The following is a 16,830-nucleotide window of genomic DNA, read 5'->3' on the forward strand; positions in this document are numbered from 1 at the left end:
GGATCCTGCGTTATAGGTTAACCCTTATTTAACAGGTTTTTTGCAGGGTTTTACAATAGGCTGAAAGTCATTTTTTCCGCCGACAGCGCTCTGAGCAGTATTTCACTTCAGGCCAGTTTTTTTGCCATTTTTTCCGCCAACTGAAAGCTAAACCACAGCAAGCGCAGATTTTCTGGGGCAGATGTAATTTGTGGTGAGTCATGAAACCTCCTAATCGAGCAATTACGGCGGTTTATTGTCAGCGGATCTGCCTGCATAACCTCGGTTTTGTATCACATGCGAAACTTCCATGCAAAAGCTACCTGTTATTCGGCTGAATCATTGCCAGTTGTACATATTTTCTTCATAACCAATAACGGAGGAAAGGCAAAGGTTGAGTCGGCTGTCTTATCGTGAAGAAACCTGAATTTTGACTTCCCCTAAATTAACTATAATAAAATCAACAGGGTACCCAGTTGTTGTCGCTGTATTTAACAAGCTGAGCCCGGGACAAAGGGTAACATAATGACTTTAAATAAAACCTTGCTTGCCATACTGATCAGCACCAGCCTGATGGCAGGTTGTAACAACTCGGACGACGACGTAACGCCGGTACCGGACAACAACGCTGTGACTCCTCCGCCGGACACCAGTGTCGTGGCATTAACTAATCTGGACACTGTTTATGGTTATGCTTCGGAAAATGGCGGTACAACAGGGGGCAGCGGCGAAAATAAAGTAGAAGTCACAGTCTGCACAGGCGAAGAGATGATCAACGCCATTCAAAACAAAGATCCGGCCAGACCGCTGACCATTTGGGTAAACGGTGCCATAACCTTACAAAATGCCAAAAATAGCCGTATTGATATTAAAGATGTGTCGGATCTTTCTATCCTGGGTTTAGGTACTCAGGGTGAAATGGCCGGTATAGGTTTTAATATTGTCCGTGCCAATAACATCATTATCCGTAACTTACGTATTCACCATGTACGGGCCAACCTGGGGGCTCCGGGTGATGGGATCAGTATGGAAGGGCCGGTTCGTAATATCTGGATTGATCATAATGAAATTTACAACAGCCTGACGGTTAATGATCCTGCTTTGACTGAAGATCAGGTGAAAGATTATTACGACGGTCTGGTGGATGCGAAAGGGGATGCACAGTTTATTACGATCTCATTTAATAAGTTCCATAACAGTTGGAAAACCTCACTGTCAGGCTCGTCTGACAGTGACAACTTTGAGCGCACTTTAACTTACCATCACAACCACTGGCATAACGTAAATTCACGTTTACCTTTGTTCCGATACGGTAAAGGCCATATTTACAACAACTATTATGAAGGTGCGCTGGAAAGTGGCATTAATTCGAGAATGGGGGCTGTGATCCGTATTGAACACAATCATTTTGCCAATATGAGAAACCCGGTGATGTCTATGTACAGTCAAGAGCCCGGATATTGGCAACTGATTGATAATCTGTTTGAAAATATCAGTTGGGTTGAAAGCCCTGCAGACGGCATAGTGGCTGGCGCTAATCCACAATCAACGGGTGAGCTTAATGTCCCTTATAACTATCAGGCCAACCTGATCCCTGTACACAATGTGAAAGCCACAGTGCTGGCTTATGCAGGTGTTGGCAAAATAGACACGCCACCCAGTCCAGGACTCTGTGCTGTGCCAGAGCCTGAACCTGTGGAGCCAACTCCTGATCCGGATCCGGTTCCAATTGACCCTATAGACCCTCCGGCTCAGGTAGATTGGGCAAGTTATGATGGCAGTCAGGATCCTTTTGCTGCTAATGCTGTGGTATTAGCTGATGGCACTTTAAGTCAGTTTGCCCGGCAACAAAGCGGTGGAGCAGACGAACCTAATTTGTTTAGCCTCAATGGTGATGGCACTGTGCGTTTTGACAGTACAGCAAGCGGCGCGGATCGGAGCCGGGCCAAGCTGACTAATGTGCTGCCGGACGATGGAATTTATCCGAAGTTTTTTACTTTATTGATGGGGATAAAAGGCAATGCAGGTGGCAACCGTATCCTTGAAACTGAAATTGCTTTAGGGGATCTGGCAGCGAGCAGCGATACCAGTCGTCTGAAAATAGTGTTCCGTAATGACGGCAACAACTCGGGTGTGCAGCTGGAAAATGCCAATAATGGCTCTTCGGTGACAGCGGGTAAAGGCAATGAACCTGATGCTATTGATATGAGTGTCTACCGAGTGTATCACTTTACCATCAGCATGACTTCACCGACTACGGGCAATGTTGCGGTTTATGTAGAAGGAAATAACACGCCGCTGCTTGCTCTTGAAGGAGTGACTATGCGTCCTGCCAGCACCAATACCGATAATTACCTGCAGATTGGTGATGCCGGAAGCAGCAGTTATCTGGGCGATATAGACTGGGTATTATGGAGCAATACGGGGGCTTATACTCCAGAGATGCTGAAGGGCTTATTACCAGCTGATATTGGCGATATCACGGGTTATGAAGCTCAGCCTTAGGCTTTGCTGCTTTACTAACTGTTGCTTTACTAACTAAAAAGGAGACAGCACTGTCTCCTTTTTATTTTATGTTTCAAGCCATCTGTTCACTAAGAATCTAAATAAGGCCGGCCTGACATCATTTGTTGTGCCAGCTGTGATTCTGCTTCGGCATCATTCAGTTCAAGTGTGGCAAACTGCACATCAAACTGAATTAAATCATCATCTGGCAATAACTGAGCTATCAGTTTATCTGGCACCTGACCCACCTGACGGTAAGCGTTGATAGCGACCTGAGCGGCTTGTTCCATCAACTGAAAGAACTGACCCAGAGGGAATTGCTGAAAAATTTCTGCATCCAGTTGTGCCCAACCCAATAAATCGCCACTGATACTGCCATCGGCATGATCGGTAAATAACATAGAGACAGCCGGAAAAGGCGGGTTTTCACCCGATTGGTAGTTGTCCAGATCCTGCTCGTCAAACACCAGTATAAAACCAAATCCCGGGCAGCCTTCGGCGTCCATATCATCAAAAGCAGGATCGTAAATTAAATACAAGGGACTATCTGACATGGGTATTCTGTTTCCAAACCAACAAGGCGCGCTATTTTACCTAAGCTTCTGCTTTAGCTAAAGCTGTAATTGTTAACTTGGTGTTTTAATGCGGTATTTAGCTGCTTAAGGCTGATTATTTCTTCGTCAATTACCTGCAGTTCGGCGGATCCAGCATAAGCTATGGTACTCAAGGCGTTTCAGCTGGGCTACTATAGCGCTATTAATCTGAGTGTTGAGTAGTAACGGAGTGAGCCATGAGTGAATTCAGTCGTATTTCAGTAGCCACAGCGCTGGAGCAAATAGAGCAGCATAAAGCCGTGGTCGTCGATATTCGTGACGAGCAAAGTTATGCATCAGGTCATATTGCTGATTCTTTTCATTTAACCAACGGCAGTCTGAATCAGTTTATCCAACAAACTGAATTTGAAACTCCTGTGGTGGTGGTCTGTTATCACGGCAATTCCAGCCAGGGCGCTGCTCAGTATTTAGCACAACAAGGTTTTGAAACTGTATTCAGTATGGATGGTGGTTTTGAAGCCTGGCGTCAGCAATTGCCTTTTGTTACGGACTCCCATGATTAAAATTGGTGATTTTGCCTCTTCCGCTGCGGCTTTAAGCCTGGCTGATTATTGTAAAAGTCAGCAATTAGATGTCAGTGTGGTGGTGCATTCTGCAGAGCAAGCTGAGCTTTGGTGTGCACCTGAACATGCAGAGCTGGTGGTTGCCGAGTTAGAACGCTTTTTGTTAAATCCTTATGCCGACCGCTATCAGGCTGCGGCATGGGACAGGGCTGAAGTGGTGGACTCAGGAACAGGCTCAGCTGGTTTATCCGGTTATTGGCAACAGTTATGGACGAATGGTGGCTGGTTTTGTCATCTGGTCTGGTTGTCGACATTGCTGGTGTACGGCTGGCAACAAGTGGATCCCTGGTCCGCTTTGGCCGCTTTGCAACTCAAACCTGAATTGGGGCTTAGTCTGGAACAAGGCTGGCGCTGGTTTACTCCGGGCTGGTTGCATTTTTCCGGCTCTCATCTGGTGTTTAATCTGATCTGGGTCTGGTATCTGTTGGGGCCACTGGAGCTGAAGTCAGGCCGTGTGGTCGCTGTGAGTCTGACGCTGTTGGTGTTGTTGTTTTCCAACCTTGCACAGTTTGTGATGGTTGGTGCTAATTTTGGCGGTATGTCAGGCCTGGTGTATGGCTTATTTGGTTTTTATTGGATCTGTGGTTGGTTAAAACCGCAGTGGGGTTTGCAGATCAGCACTGGCTTAATAGGTTTTATGCTGATTTGGCTGGTGATTGGCTTTTTTGATCTGCTGTGGATTTCGATGGCAAACTGGGCGCATTTAGCAGGTTTACTGGCTGGCATGCTCTGTGCCATTTTACTTATTGCGCTAAACAAGGCACTCACCGTACAGCGCTGACGGTACGGTGAGTCAGGTTTTGGTGGTTAGTGGTACAGATACTTAGTAAACAATACGTCTTTTAAAATATCCTGACCTGTCTCTTTTTTCAGGGTATCGCGCAGCTGATTCAGAATTTTTAAGCGAATTTCTTCACGCCCTGTTAAAGAACGGATGGTATCGCCGTTTTCACGACCAAAGGCAAACACAATCTTATCTAGGATCAGCGGTTCGTGATGCTCGATAACATCCAGATATTTTTTGTCCATAATCATCAACTCCATAGTCACCCGAACATAACCCAGTTCTTCAGTGGTTGGAGTCACATAGTTAGTGACTATATCCGGATCAAAACCAAAATAAGCATAATTGACTTTTATTGGGGCATTGGCTGCGTTCTGAGCCCAAAGGTTTTGACTTAACAATAAAAAAACAAAACAAGCCAGCGCTTTTTTCATCCGAATTACTCTTTCATTTTTATCAAACATTCAAAAAAGGATATTACCCGAAGGCCCGGCGTTAAGCTATCAAAGCTGGCATTTCTTTTGCCAGTCGCAAACGTTGCGCTACCATTTTTCCGGTCAGGGCGAAACCAAGTAACTGACCTGATGGGCTTTGAAACTTCGCTACCCAATCCATTCCTTGCCCTTCATAGAACCACTCGCCTTGCTGCTGAGGTGCAACAGGCCAACTGACAACAGCCAAAGCTGGCGATTTCACTATCACCGGCATAACAGGAAATTGTACCGCTGTGTTTTCGCCTGTCAGCGTCGAAGCCAAAGCTCTGGCAGATAAACTAATAGGCTGAATATACATCAGGTTATAGCCACAGATTTCTGCACAGTCGCCCAAAGCATAGATATCAGCGGCTGAAGTTGCCAGAGTCTGGTCCACTTTTATACCTTTGTTGCAGTCTATGCCTGCGTGCAGCGCAAGCTGCAGGTTTGGCTTTAAACCCACTGCAGATAGGATCAATTCTGTCTCCAGACTGCGGCCATCGGCAAGCTGAAGGCTTAATTGCTGTTGGGTCAGTTGAGCATCTTTTATCGACGAGCCCCAATAAAACTCAACGCCTGAGGCGTTTAACTGTTGCTGCAACAGCTCACCCAGTGCAGGCGGCAGAAGTTGAGCTAAAGGTTGTTGCTCCAGCGCTATCACGGACACCTGAAAACCTGCGGCAGCTAAGTCATTCGCATATTCAATGCCAACTAAACCTGCGCCTAACACAGTGATCTTTTGTTTGCCCTGACTGAGTTGCAGAAAATTTTGGTAGTCAGTTAAGTCATTCACTGAACAGATGAAGCCTTGTGTCGCTGCGGGTAATGACAGTTTCACCGGACTGGCTCCTGTCGCCAGCACCAGTTGCTGATACTGGATCAGCCCTTTATCTGTAAGCAACTGATGTGATTCTGTAAGGAGCTGTAAGGCCTGGCAGTATGGCCATATATCAATAGTCAACTCAGTGGCCATTTGCGCTGCAGTTTTCTGGATCAAATCGGTCGCGCTTTTTTGTTTGCTAAAGCCGTTGGACAGCAAAGGTTTGGAGTAATAATCAGCGCTGTCGCTGCTGATCAGGCAGATGCTGCGCTCTGGGTCTAGTTTACGCAGTTCTTTGGCAAGGCTATAACCAGCGTAACCTGCTCCGACAATTAAGGTGTGGTAATGGGTCATAAGGCAAAGGGGGGCAGCGACTAAATAATGCCGCTATGGTAATCAATTTTTCCCTCAAAGGCATTACATACCAATACGATGGCAAAATTGTTATGATGCGCGGCACCTTAGCTGCAGTTTGATTTTATACCCAAAGTAATTGGATTTGCGGCGAGGCGACAAGTGCTTGAGACCCCAGGAGCATAGTAGTCCTATGTGACTGGGGCAAGAGCACGCAGGTAACAAAGCTGCAGCTTCAAGTACGAAGGGTATATGCACAGCACAGATAGTCTTTTCCAACTTAATGCGGTGTGGCAAAGCGCCGGACAACTGCAATTTCCTGATGCTCTTGAACCCTGGTTGTTATGTCAGGGTTCACTAACAGCATTGCTGAAAAGTTATTGCCAGACTTTCAGGCTGGAATTGGTGGCAGAGCACTGGCAAAGGCTGCCGGATTTTTTACAGCAGCAATGGCAACAACCGCAGGGCTTAAAACGCGATGTGATCCTTTGGTGTGATAACAAGCCTTGTGTCTATGCGCAAAGCTGGTTGCCAGAATCCACCTTGGAAAAAATGGAGCCGTTAGCCCGTTTGGGAGCGCAGCCCTTAGGTGAATATATTTTCCAGCACGCCAGTTTAGAGCGTGGTGGCATTGAAGTGGCTTTACTTGAAGCTGGATTACAGTTGCCTGTAGTGGGGATGCAAAACGAACTCTGGGCCAGACGATCTGTTTTTTCATTACAAAACCAAGAGTTATTGGTGCAGGAAATCTTTTTACCTGGAGTGCTTGAGCTATGAGATGGCAGTTGCAATGGCAACAGTGGCCTTATTACCGCCAGTTAATGCGCCTGGACAGGCCTATTGGTATTTATTTGCTGCTATGGCCGACCTGGTGGGCTTTGTGGCTGGTGTCATCCGGCCTGCCTGATTTAACTTTGCTTGCAGTATTCAGTGCCGGTGTTGTACTGATGCGCTCTGCTGGTTGTGTGATTAATGATTACGCCGACCGTCATTATGACGGTCATGTGGAACGCACTAAAGCCCGGCCACTGGCTGCCGGACTGGTCAGCAGCGGCGAAGCTTTACAGCTTTTTATTGTGCTGTTGCTGTGCAGTGCCAGCCTGCTGTTGTTTTTGGATTTCGCTACTGTATTACTGGCTTTGGTGGCCGCGGTTCTGGCTGTGCTTTATCCTTTTATGAAACGTTTCACCTACCTGCCACAGTTTGTATTGGGTGCAGCTTATAGTTGGGGCATTCCTATGGCCGCAATGGCCATAACAGGCTCTGTTCCTTTGTGGGTCTGGGCTTTGTATCTGGCGAATTTACTCTGGACTGTTGCTTACGACACTTTTTACGCCATGGTGGATATGAATGATGATCAGAGGATAGGCGTGAAATCCACCGCCTTGTTATTTGGTCGTTATTGCCATCCTGTTATAGCCAGCTTGCAGCTGATGTTTTTAGTACTGATGGCCTGGGTAGGGCAGCAAAATGGTCTTGGCCTGTTTTTTTATACCGCTTTAGTTTTGGTATTGCTGAGTTTTATCCACCAACACTGGCAGGCGAAAACTCAGGGCAGGGCAGGTTGTTTTCAGGCTTTTTTAAATAATCACTACAGCGGCTTATTGTTGTTTGCAGGCATAGGTCTGGACTTGTTATAGGCTGATACTATTTCTGCCTAAAGCGCTGGATCGATCCTGCCCTGAATACTGCTGTTATGCCGAAACCAACCCGCAATGCTGTAGCGGGGTTCCGCTGCGGGCAATACTTCATGCGGGAAGCGGCAACTTTCAAACACCACCAGAGTACCGGCTTTAGGTTGAACCTTGGTTAACAGTTGATCCTGTTCGTCATACAACACCAGCTCACCTCCTTGTTCTGCTGTATTCAGATAACAGACAGTGGAGAGCACTCTGTTAGAACGCCCCACAAAAGCATCCAGATGTTTCTGATAAAAGTCACCTTGCTGGTAGCGGGCGTAATGCGCTTCAAAATCTATTAAACCTAAAAAACAGCGCTGGTTCATATCTTGTTGCAGTTTTGCCATCATCTGCAAATACTGCTGTTGCACCGGGTTATCAGCATTCAGCCAGGCCGTTTGATCCCGTCGCACCTGCAAGTCCAACAGATGCTGGCCCTGACGGCCAACGCCTGCTGCTTTTAGCTCTTGTTGTTGTACGTCCTGATACAAAGCCTGACATAAATCCGCCGGAATGGCCTGTTCCAGCACCACATAACCTTGCTGATAAAAAGGGCTGGCTAGTTGTTCAAGCCAATTTGTTATGCAGGGCCACTGATAGGACATAAAGACGGTTCCGCTGTATTTCGCTGTGAAATTGCGGCTTTGTACGTCAGAAGATGAACTGCTGTCAAGACAACACAGAAGCGAGCCTCTGTGTTGTCTGAGGGGAAATGCTGTTAGTACTGGTAATAACTGGCTTTTTTCAATAAAGCCGGTGCATCAATTTTGCCTGTGACACACTGATTAATATCGGATTTCTTCACCACCCAATAGTGATCTTTGGCATTATCACGGCCTGATAAGCTCAGCTGAAAAGACACAAACTCCTGCTCTTTTAAATCACGTAAGCTGGCACCATAATCACATAAAGTACTGCTGAATACCTGCCCCACTTTTGCCACCAGCTCAGTCTGGCGCTGTGCCGCCAGCTTTTGTTGCTCAGCGCGCTTTTTATTGTATTCCTGCTCCTGCTCAGTCAGGCTCTTTTGCAATTGGGCCAGCTGAGTTTTCAGTTGTTCTGACTTTTGGTTAATCTCTTTCAGCTCCTTTTGCTGCTCCGCAGTGAGCTTACTGACTTTGGACGAAAACTCGATATCACGTTTTTCCCGTTCGTAATCCCGTAAATCCCGTTCTATATCCCGGCGTTCTTCCCGCAAATCACGTAGTTTTTCACTTTGATCCTGTTGCTGCTCAGCCAAAGCTTCGGCTGCTTCAGCCATTTCTTCAATAGCTTCTTCGTCAAAGCTAAAACTAAAGCTACTGCCATTGCCGGATACACTGATGGAGTTAGCGACATTGGTAGCAACAGCCATCGCGTTGCTATGAGTACCTGGTGCTGAAGGTGGCATAGGTGGCATCGGAGGCATCACAAAATGGCGTAACCAGCCACTGTTGCTGTCGACTCTGAATGCAACACCTTGTCCCATCAGGTAACTGTGTTGGATCCGGCCTATGCTGGAATGCTCCTGACCGCCCAGCGAGGTTTGCAGTATGTCCTGCATTATTTTCAGGTTTTGTCCAAGGCGGCCATTGACTTCGGCTGCTGTTAAACCCGTACTTGCGATAATAAGGCCTGCCAACAAGGAGACTTTGCTGAATAGCTTCATGAGTTTGTTACTCCACTAGGTTATCTGTTCTGAGTGTTCGGTGATGCACCAAGATCCAGTCTGGCTTGGCTTGGCTGGTAATTTTCCTGCCAGTAATGCCAGTCAGACTGACGTTGCTGGTTCAGGTATTCAACCAGTTCCAGCATGTCGGTGCGTCTTTCTTTGGTTTGTTGTTCGGTTAAATAATCCTTCAGCAAAATCAGCTGCGACGCCTGTTGCTGTTGCGTACCCTGCAACTGAGTCTGGATATAATCCTGCTGCTCTTTGCGATAGCTTGCCAGCAATGTTTCCAGTTGTTGCTGTTGCATTTGTTGTTCGCCACGCCAGCTTAACGTCAGGCCGCTGTCTTGCATTTGCATTTCCAGTGGCGACAGGCTGATCACTAAAGCCAGGGCGGAAAAAGCCACACTCAACTTTGGCCACCAGCTATGACTTTTTGTTGGTCTCTGCCACTGCTGGGCAAACATCGACATGCTGTCAATTTCAGGCACAGGGGCAAAAAAGGGCGCTTTGGCTTGACGCTGAATCATCTGCGCTGTCTGGAAACGGCTGTACCATTCACTGTTTTGGTCCAGTTGCTGTTCGCATTCACTGGCCGTAATTTTTCCGGCCAGCCATGCTTCAAAAATTTGCTGACTGTTCGACATCTGTTAACTCCAACTGCGTACGCAGTTTATCTAAGGCCGCATAAAATCTGGATTTGATGGTATTGCTCGACAGCGCCAGCTGATCGGCAATTTCATCAAAAGTAAACTGCTGGTAAAACCGCAATTCCACTACCAGTCGTTGCTCTGGCGGTAAAGTTCGCAACTGCTGTTGCACCATCCGCTGCGTGTGCTGGCCATAAAGTTGTTGTTCAAAACTTGGTGCTTCATCATCATAAAAATCATGGTCGTCGGTAAACTCTGTGGTTGCTTTACGCTTCCTGAGCATATCCATAGCTCTGTAGTTGGCTATGCCAAACAACCAGCTTTTAAACGAACTGTCACCACGGTACTGCGCCAGGTTACGGCAAAGCACCATCAATACATCCTGCAATAAATCGCGGGCGTCATCGGGCGAACCCAGTAAACGCAGGCCAAAATAATACAGGGGCGCCTGATATCTCGACACCAATTGCTGCCAGGCTTTGGCATCGCCGCCTATGGCTTTTTCTATTAAGCTCTCGTCGCTGCGTTTAAACACTTTTGATCTGTGATGAAGTTGTATTGATGATAAGTCGTATCAGGTCTGAAAATAGTTTGCCTGATTTAACAAAAAAGCAGGAATATTTTTGAAGTGTTTTTAAGTTATTAAATTAAAAGGGAAATCTGTTAAAGGATTTCCCTTGGTTTTGCAGGTTTTTAAGCCCTGTTTGTTTGGGGTTGGGATAAGCGGCGTTTAAACCAGATTGTCGCTGGGATACCAATCAGGCTCGGTATTAGCCATGGCACCATCATCCAGTGGCCTGTTAATAACTCTTCAAATAAAGCTCTGCCGCCAAAGGCAAAAAATGCGGTGTAGGCTGCAATACCAGAACCAATCATGGCGGAAGCATGTTCTATTAACCAGCGGTTGGCTGTGACAGTGTTTGTATGCAGGTAAGCCAGAATACTAAAGCTGGTGATCAATGAGATACCGGCAAATACCATCACCAGCGGCATACCAAATTTAAAACCTTGCCAGGCTGCATAGGGCGCCACGATCACAAGTAGCCAGACCGGTGCCTGATAACTCCAGTGCTTTAGTGGGGCACGGTTTTGTTTGCAGAAGAGACTACCGGTGGCATGACGAATAGTGACCCAGGTCAGCAGGCTAAGTAAAAACAGGAACAGGTTAAGCATGTTAAAAAAAGCTAACCTGCGCTCTGACACCTGGCCATCCACCAACAGCGCAGCACCTTTAATCCCTACAGGATCAAACCAGACCAGACTGGTCATCACCAGACCACTTAAGGCCACTGCCTTCATAATATGACCATAATAACGGCCTGATGTGCGGTGCAACTGGCTGCCTTTGCGGCTCAGCATGGGTAACCAGAACAGCAGTAGTGCAATGACACCTAAGGCAATATGTAGTTTTAATAACAGGCTATGGAACATCATCATCATCATTCTCCCTTTAGCAGATGATGTCAGACTAAAACTTCAGCTGTGCTTTTACAGGTGCCATAAGTCAGGACTTTTCACTGTGACTTTTGGCCTATTGAGCTGAAAGCAAAATCGGGCATACTGCAAAGTCAGAAGTTAAAGGTCAGTGAAGTGGTTATGAAACTAAAGTTTTCAATCGCATGGGATGTGTTGGCCGGGATGCTCACCTGGTTTTTAGTTTTTGCGCTGACTTTATACCTGAGCTGGCCCCATGATCGGCTCTGGTCGTTATGGCCATGGATCGTGACTTTGTTTCTGCTGAATGGCGCTTGTTTTTATGGCGTGACCCGCAGTGATGAGCGTTCTGGTGTTTTACCCCGCTTTGAATTGATCTGCTATATCCTGCAACTGATGTTCGCTTTGGCCTTGAACTGGATCTTGCCCTTTGACTATCTGGCGATCCTGAGCATTATCTGGGTGTCGGTTTTGCCTTATCTGGTTCCGATGCGAACTGCTGTGTTTATTACTGTTGCTGTGTTGGGGCTTTGGTATGGCGTGGATTCCTATATAGAACAACGCTCTATGTGGATCACGGCTTTGCTGTTTAGTAGTTTTCACTTTTTTGCCTTGCTGATGAAAAACCAGGCTCGCTCTGAGCAGCAGGCCAGACAAGAATTGCAGCAAACCCATCAGCAATTACTGGCGACTCAGGATCTGTTGATGATGGCATCCCAGCAGCAGGAGCGTTCCCGTATAGCCCGGGATTTACATGATGTGTTGGGTCATCATTTAACTGCTTTAACTATTAACTTACAGGTCGCAGGACATTTAACCCAAGGCGAAGCCAAAGCCAAAGTGGATCAATGCCATCAGATCGCCAAGTTATTGCTGTCGGATGTGCGTGAAGCGGTCAGTGCCTTGCGTGAACAGCAGCAGTTTTCTATTTACCAGGCACTGGAGAAGCTTCTGACTGAAGTACCGGGACTGAAGGTGAACTGGGATTGCCCCCGGGATGCAGAAGTTGCCGATGTGAAAGTGGCACAGCAACTGCTGCTGATTGTGAAGGAAGCTTTAACTAATACTTTAAGACATAGTCAGGCTACAGAGTTTAATCTGTCAGTAAAGCTTGTTGATGGATTTTTGCACCTGATGATTGATGACAACGGTAAAGTTTCGCCTGACTGGAAAGCGGGCAATGGCTTAACAGGTATGCAGGAGAGAGTGGCTTCATGTGCCGGTACTTTGGTGTGGCAAGTGAAAGACAACCACTTTAATTTACAGGTCACTTTGCCTGCAGGACTACAGCTATGACTTTGCGTGTGCTGTTGGTGGACGATCAAATGCTGATCCGTCAGGGTATTAAAAGCCTATTGCAGCTGTCTGGCCAGGTGGATGTGGTTGCCGAAGCGCAGGATGGCTCGACTGTGGTGGAGCTGGTGCAGCTGCATCAACCAGACGTGATTTTATTGGATTTATCTATGCCCAAAGTGGATGGCATAGCCACGCTGGAGCTGCTGAAGCAACAGCAACTGAAAACGCCAGTGTTGATTTTGACCACCTTTGAAGAGCATGATCTGGTGTTAAAAAGCATCCAGCTTGGTGCCAAAGGCTATTTACTCAAAGACGTGTCGCTGGACACTTTAGTCTCTGCCATTCAAACCCTGCAGCAAGGCGGCACCTGTTTTCAAAGTACCATCACAGAACGTTTGTTGTCAGGATTGAACCCGGTCAGTAATTTCCCGCGCCCTGTCGCTATTGAAGAGTTATCCGAGAAAGAACTGCAAATTTTGCAGCTGATGGCATCGGGTTATGCCAATAAAGAGATTGCCAGTGCTTTGTATAAATCCGAAGGCACTATTAAGAATCAGATTTCCAGCATTCTGGCTAAATTAGGGGTGCGTGACAGAACCAGGGCTGTGCTGTTGGCTTTAGAGTTAGGTTTGATCCATTAAATTAGCTAAGTGGCTGATTTAAGGTGCCGTAATACTTTATATTACCGCTATACTGGAACTGTCGACAAAGTCAGAACCGGAGTTTTTTGTCTTTATGCGGTCTAAGCGCCCTTTACACAACGGAATGTCCCTGCGGCTCTTTTTTACAGTGCCTGTCTTATTGCTGTTTATTCTGACCGCAGGACTGGTCAGTCTGATTTCTTATGTCAACGGACAACATGCGGCCTTGCATTATGGCGAGAAACTGGCCGACCAGATCAGCCTGCGCGTGAATTCTCATTTGCACTATTTATTGGCAGTGCCAAAAACTGTGTTGGATTCCACCCTGCAATCTATAGACAGCGGTATTCTGGATCTGCAGTCAGAGCAAGATCTGGCGCGCTTTATGACGGTGCAAATTCGCAGTGCTCCTTATTTAACTTATGTCTCTGCTGGTTTTGCCAATGGTCGTTACCTTGGCGTAAACAGAGATGTTGGTGATGGTCAACTGACCCTGATCAGCTCTATGAATCAGCAAGATTTAGTCCGGGTACGTTACACCTTGCAGGAAGTGGGTTTACCAGGTGCAGCTTTGGAGCAAGGCATCCCCTATGATGTCAGAACCCGCAGTTGGTTTCAGCACGCTGTGCAACAAGGTAAACCCAGCTGGTATCCGATCTACAAATATCAATCCTATGACGGACTTGGCGTAGGATTGGCGGCTCCTACTTACAACCGAAGCGGTCAGTTACAGGCCGTCATTGCTGCAGATATGAGCTTGCGTCATCTGGAGCTGTATCTGCAGGCTCAGCCCGTCGCAGGCAATGGCATGATTTTTATCACGGATCTGCAAGGTTACCTGATTGCCTCATCCACTCAGACGCCTTTGGTTAGTGAGCGTGGAGCTGTAATTACTCAACTGATGGCCAATCAAAGCGAACATCCTTTACTTCAAAAAGCTGCTGTAGTGCTGAGTGGGCAAAAACACAACAAAGGTCAGCAGAAACTGGAACTGGATGGCGAACATTATTTGCTGAACTATACCGAGTTCAGTGATCCACAAGGTTTAAAGCTGCGCATCGCAGTGGTTTTGCCACAGCAGCCACTGATGAGTTTTGTCGATGAAAATTCTTTGCAGGCCTTATGGTTAATTTTGTTAGCCGTGATAGTGGGGGCGCTGCTGATTTTTGTGTTAAGCCGTAAGCTGGTGCAACCTATAGAAGCTTTGCATCGTCGGGCGGATATGCTGGCCAGTGGCGACAGAACAGATTTTGAACTGTATCAGACCCCGGTTTTTGAACTTAATGGCCTGATCCACTCTTTTGGCATGATGGCGACTAAACTCAGCGATGCTTTTGCCCAACTGGAGCATAAAGTAGAGCAAGGCACTGCGTCGCTGGAACGCTTGTCTCTGGTAGTCAGCCGAACCAGTAATGGCGTAATTGTGACCAATACTGCGGGCTATATTGAATGGGTCAACCCGGCTTATGAACGTTTATCCGGTTACAGGGCCAGTTCTTTACAGGCTAAAGCTATCACCCAGGTATTAGCCAATCAAAAAGCTGATGCTTTAGCGCTGCAACGTATCCATCAGGCTATTAGCGGGGGCTCAGGTTTTTCTGAAGAGCTGTTGTGTTACAGCACGTCAGGTCAGGCTTGCTGGTTGAGTCTGGAGTGTGATGCCGTATTCAGTGAGCAAGGCCAACTGACAGGATTTGTGCTGATTTGCCTGGATATCAGCAGCAGGAAAAAGTCTGAGTCTGCGGAAAAAGACAGTCAGGATCGGACAGTACGTCAACGTAGTACTTTGGCTCAACTGGTGGTGGATGAAGCTGTTGCCATCGGAGACAGTCTGGCTTTTGCTAAAAATCTGGTGCAGGCAACATCTTTGGCCTTGCTTTGTAACAGAGTCAGTGTCTGGATGTTGTCTGAGCAAGGTGACGAAATGTTTTGTCTGGCCTTACACCAACACGAAGGTGAACAGCATTTAGGTCAGTTGCTGTTAAGAAGAGCGGATTACCCGCAGTATTTTGCTGCTGTCGCTTCTCGTGGCTGGATCTGTGCTAATGATGCGATTCACGACCCTGCCACCAGTGAGTTTGCTGAACTTTATCTGAAACCTTTAGGCATCAGTTCTATGCTCGATGCAGGTATTATTATTGCCGGTAAAGTGGTGGGGGTGTTGTGTCTTGAACATATAGGCCCGCAACGGCAATGGTATTCCGACGAAGAAGCTTTTGTCAGCGCTGTTGCAGCCATCATGGCGCAAACTTTATCAGTAGCGCAGCGCAAAGACGCAGAGCAAATCAGTAAAGAATATGCTCAGCACACTCAAACCATTTTAAACAACGTGGTGGATGGCATTATCACTATTGATGAAAATGGCCGTATTGCCAGTATGAACCCGGCCGCCCAGGACTTATTCCGCTGCAAAGCTGAGGACTTTTTAGGCCACTATGCCACTAATTTGCTGCCGCCTGTGTTGAGGCAACACCAGGAACCCCAGCAGGCTTATTTACCCACCCCAGGGGTAAAACCTTTATTAGGTTGTAACCGCGAGCTGGATGGATTACGTGCGGATGGCAGTATCTTTGCGATGGAAATGGCCTTGTCTGTGATCCGCAGGCAAGGACGACTGATTTACATCTGTACTGTGCGGGATATCAGTGACCGTAAACGTATAGAGCGGTTAAAAAATGAATTTGTCTCCACAGTCAGCCATGAACTGCGTACCCCTTTAACTTCTATCACCGGAGCTTTGGGTTTGTTGCATGCGGGGGTGATGGGTGATATGCAGGAAAAAGTCAGCAGCCTGATCAGCATCGCCTATAAAAATTGCCAGCGTTTAACTTTATTGATTAATGACTTACTGGATATTGAAAAAATAGCAGCAGGAAAAATGCAGTTTGATTTAAAGGTTGAGCTGGTGCTGCCCTTAATCCAGCAGGCTTTGGATGCCAATAAAATGATGGCTCAGGAGCGGCACATTCAGCTGCATGTGCAGACCATCATGACGGATGTCAGTATCAGAGTGGACGCCAAGCGTTTTATTCAGGTGTTATCAAACTTTTTAAGTAATGCCATTAAATTTTCACCTGCTGCCGCCACAGTGGTGGTGGAGTTGAGTCTGAATGAGCAAATGGTGCGTATCGCCGTGGTGGATCAGGGGCCTGGTATCCCGGAGAAATTCCGCGACCGTATTTTTCAGCGTTTTTCACAGGCCGACGCCTCTGATACCAGGCAAACTGGTGGCACAGGTCTTGGTTTGGCCATTTCAAAAGAGCTGGTGCATGGCATGAATGGGCTTATTGGTTTTGAATCTGTGGAAGGCCTGGGGGCTACTTTTTATTGCTGCTTTGCTTTAGCCCAAGACTGAGCCAGATTGGCTGTCACTCCGTATAGCTTCTTTAT

The 16,830-nt window shown here is 47.1% G+C and carries 17 protein-coding genes; 8 read left to right on the forward strand and 9 right to left on the reverse strand.

Translation table 11 applies throughout. The features are described 5' to 3' along the window. Positions 1-67: 67 nt before the first annotated feature. Positions 68-202, reverse strand: coding sequence for a DUF2256 domain-containing protein (locus LSG37_RS21230; protein ID WP_082335703.1), 135 nt, complete (start codon positions 200-202; stop codon positions 68-70). A 302-nt stretch (positions 203-504) separates the two neighbouring features. Here LSG37_RS21230 and LSG37_RS09500 point away from each other — a divergent pair, with 302 nt between their 5' ends. Further along, positions 505-2,484 carry a pectate lyase family protein gene (locus LSG37_RS09500; protein WP_233079651.1) on the forward strand — a complete coding sequence of 660 codons (1,980 nt, stop codon included), beginning with the start codon at positions 505-507 and terminating at the stop codon, positions 2,482-2,484. An 89-nt stretch (positions 2,485-2,573) separates the two neighbouring features. On the opposite strand, the gene LSG37_RS09505 is transcribed toward LSG37_RS09500, so the two are convergent. Further along, positions 2,574-3,038 (reverse strand): hypothetical protein, encoded by a 465-nt coding sequence (locus LSG37_RS09505; protein ID WP_008899842.1) that lies wholly within the window; start codon positions 3,036-3,038, stop codon positions 2,574-2,576. A gap of 236 nt (positions 3,039-3,274) precedes the next feature. On the opposite strand from LSG37_RS09505, the gene glpE reads away from it, so the two are divergent. Beyond that, complete coding sequence (gene glpE, locus LSG37_RS09510) at positions 3,275-3,601, forward strand: thiosulfate sulfurtransferase GlpE (RefSeq protein WP_008899841.1); 327 nt, start codon at positions 3,275-3,277, stop codon at positions 3,599-3,601. Next, a complete protein-coding gene (locus tag LSG37_RS09515) occupies positions 3,594-4,442 on the forward strand; it encodes a rhomboid family intramembrane serine protease (protein WP_233079652.1) in 849 nt (282 codons plus the stop codon). Before glpE ends, LSG37_RS09515 begins: the two co-directional genes overlap by 8 nt. Positions 4,443-4,468: 26 nt before the next feature. Here LSG37_RS09515 and LSG37_RS09520 read toward each other — a convergent pair whose 3' ends face one another. Continuing rightward, positions 4,469-4,879, reverse strand: a complete 411-nt coding sequence (locus LSG37_RS09520) for a flagellar basal body-associated FliL family protein (protein WP_233079653.1) — start codon at positions 4,877-4,879, stop codon at positions 4,469-4,471. A gap of 61 nt (positions 4,880-4,940) precedes the next feature. Further along, a complete protein-coding gene (locus LSG37_RS09525) occupies positions 4,941-6,092 on the reverse strand; it encodes an FAD-dependent oxidoreductase (RefSeq protein ID WP_233079654.1) in 1,152 nt (383 codons plus the stop codon). 252 nt (positions 6,093-6,344) lie between these two features. Here LSG37_RS09525 and LSG37_RS09530 point away from each other — a divergent pair, with 252 nt between their 5' ends. Both LSG37_RS09530 and ubiA read left to right on the forward strand, forming a co-directional pair. Beyond that, a complete protein-coding gene (locus tag LSG37_RS09530; protein WP_233079655.1) occupies positions 6,345-6,869 on the forward strand; it encodes a chorismate--pyruvate lyase family protein in 525 nt (174 codons plus the stop codon). Continuing rightward, a complete protein-coding gene (ubiA, locus tag LSG37_RS09535) occupies positions 6,866-7,732 on the forward strand; it encodes a 4-hydroxybenzoate octaprenyltransferase (RefSeq protein WP_233079656.1) in 867 nt (288 codons plus the stop codon). Before LSG37_RS09530 ends, ubiA begins: the two co-directional genes overlap by 4 nt. Positions 7,733-7,749: 17 nt before the next feature. Here ubiA and LSG37_RS09540 read toward each other — a convergent pair whose 3' ends face one another. The 5 genes from LSG37_RS09540 to LSG37_RS09560 form a co-directional block, all read right to left on the reverse strand. Continuing rightward, entirely contained in the window at positions 7,750-8,376 is a 627-nt protein-coding gene (locus LSG37_RS09540) for a 2OG-Fe(II) oxygenase (protein WP_233079657.1), read from the reverse strand. 113 nt (positions 8,377-8,489) lie between these two features. Beyond that, a complete protein-coding gene (locus LSG37_RS09545) occupies positions 8,490-9,419 on the reverse strand; it encodes a hypothetical protein (RefSeq protein ID WP_233079658.1) in 930 nt (309 codons plus the stop codon). Positions 9,420-9,439: 20 nt separating this feature from the next. After that, on the reverse strand, positions 9,440-10,066 hold the full coding sequence (locus LSG37_RS09550; protein ID WP_233079659.1) for a hypothetical protein: 627 nt from the start codon (positions 10,064-10,066) through the stop codon (positions 9,440-9,442). Further along, the gene (locus LSG37_RS09555; protein WP_233079660.1) at positions 10,041-10,604 is read right to left on the reverse strand and encodes an RNA polymerase sigma factor; all 564 of its coding nucleotides are present in this window, start codon (positions 10,602-10,604) and stop codon (positions 10,041-10,043) included. Before LSG37_RS09555 ends, LSG37_RS09550 begins: the two co-directional genes overlap by 26 nt. Positions 10,605-10,762: 158 nt before the next feature. Then, a complete protein-coding gene (locus tag LSG37_RS09560; RefSeq protein ID WP_233079661.1) occupies positions 10,763-11,509 on the reverse strand; it encodes a DUF2306 domain-containing protein in 747 nt (248 codons plus the stop codon). A 156-nt stretch (positions 11,510-11,665) separates the two neighbouring features. Here LSG37_RS09560 and LSG37_RS09565 point away from each other — a divergent pair, with 156 nt between their 5' ends. From LSG37_RS09565 to LSG37_RS09575, 3 genes are all read left to right on the forward strand, one after another. Then, on the forward strand, positions 11,666-12,799 hold the full coding sequence (locus LSG37_RS09565) for a sensor histidine kinase (protein WP_233079662.1): 1,134 nt from the start codon (positions 11,666-11,668) through the stop codon (positions 12,797-12,799). Further along, positions 12,796-13,440 (forward strand): response regulator transcription factor, encoded by a 645-nt coding sequence (locus LSG37_RS09570; protein WP_233079663.1) that lies wholly within the window; start codon positions 12,796-12,798, stop codon positions 13,438-13,440. Before LSG37_RS09565 ends, LSG37_RS09570 begins: the two co-directional genes overlap by 4 nt. 94 nt (positions 13,441-13,534) lie before the next feature. Then, entirely contained in the window at positions 13,535-16,795 is a 3,261-nt protein-coding gene (locus LSG37_RS09575) for a PAS domain S-box protein (RefSeq protein ID WP_233079664.1), read from the forward strand. Positions 16,796-16,830: the final 35 nt, after the last annotated feature.

The organism is Rheinheimera soli (assembly GCF_021290985.1).
Lineage (GTDB): Bacteria > Pseudomonadota > Gammaproteobacteria > Enterobacterales > Alteromonadaceae > Pararheinheimera > Pararheinheimera soli.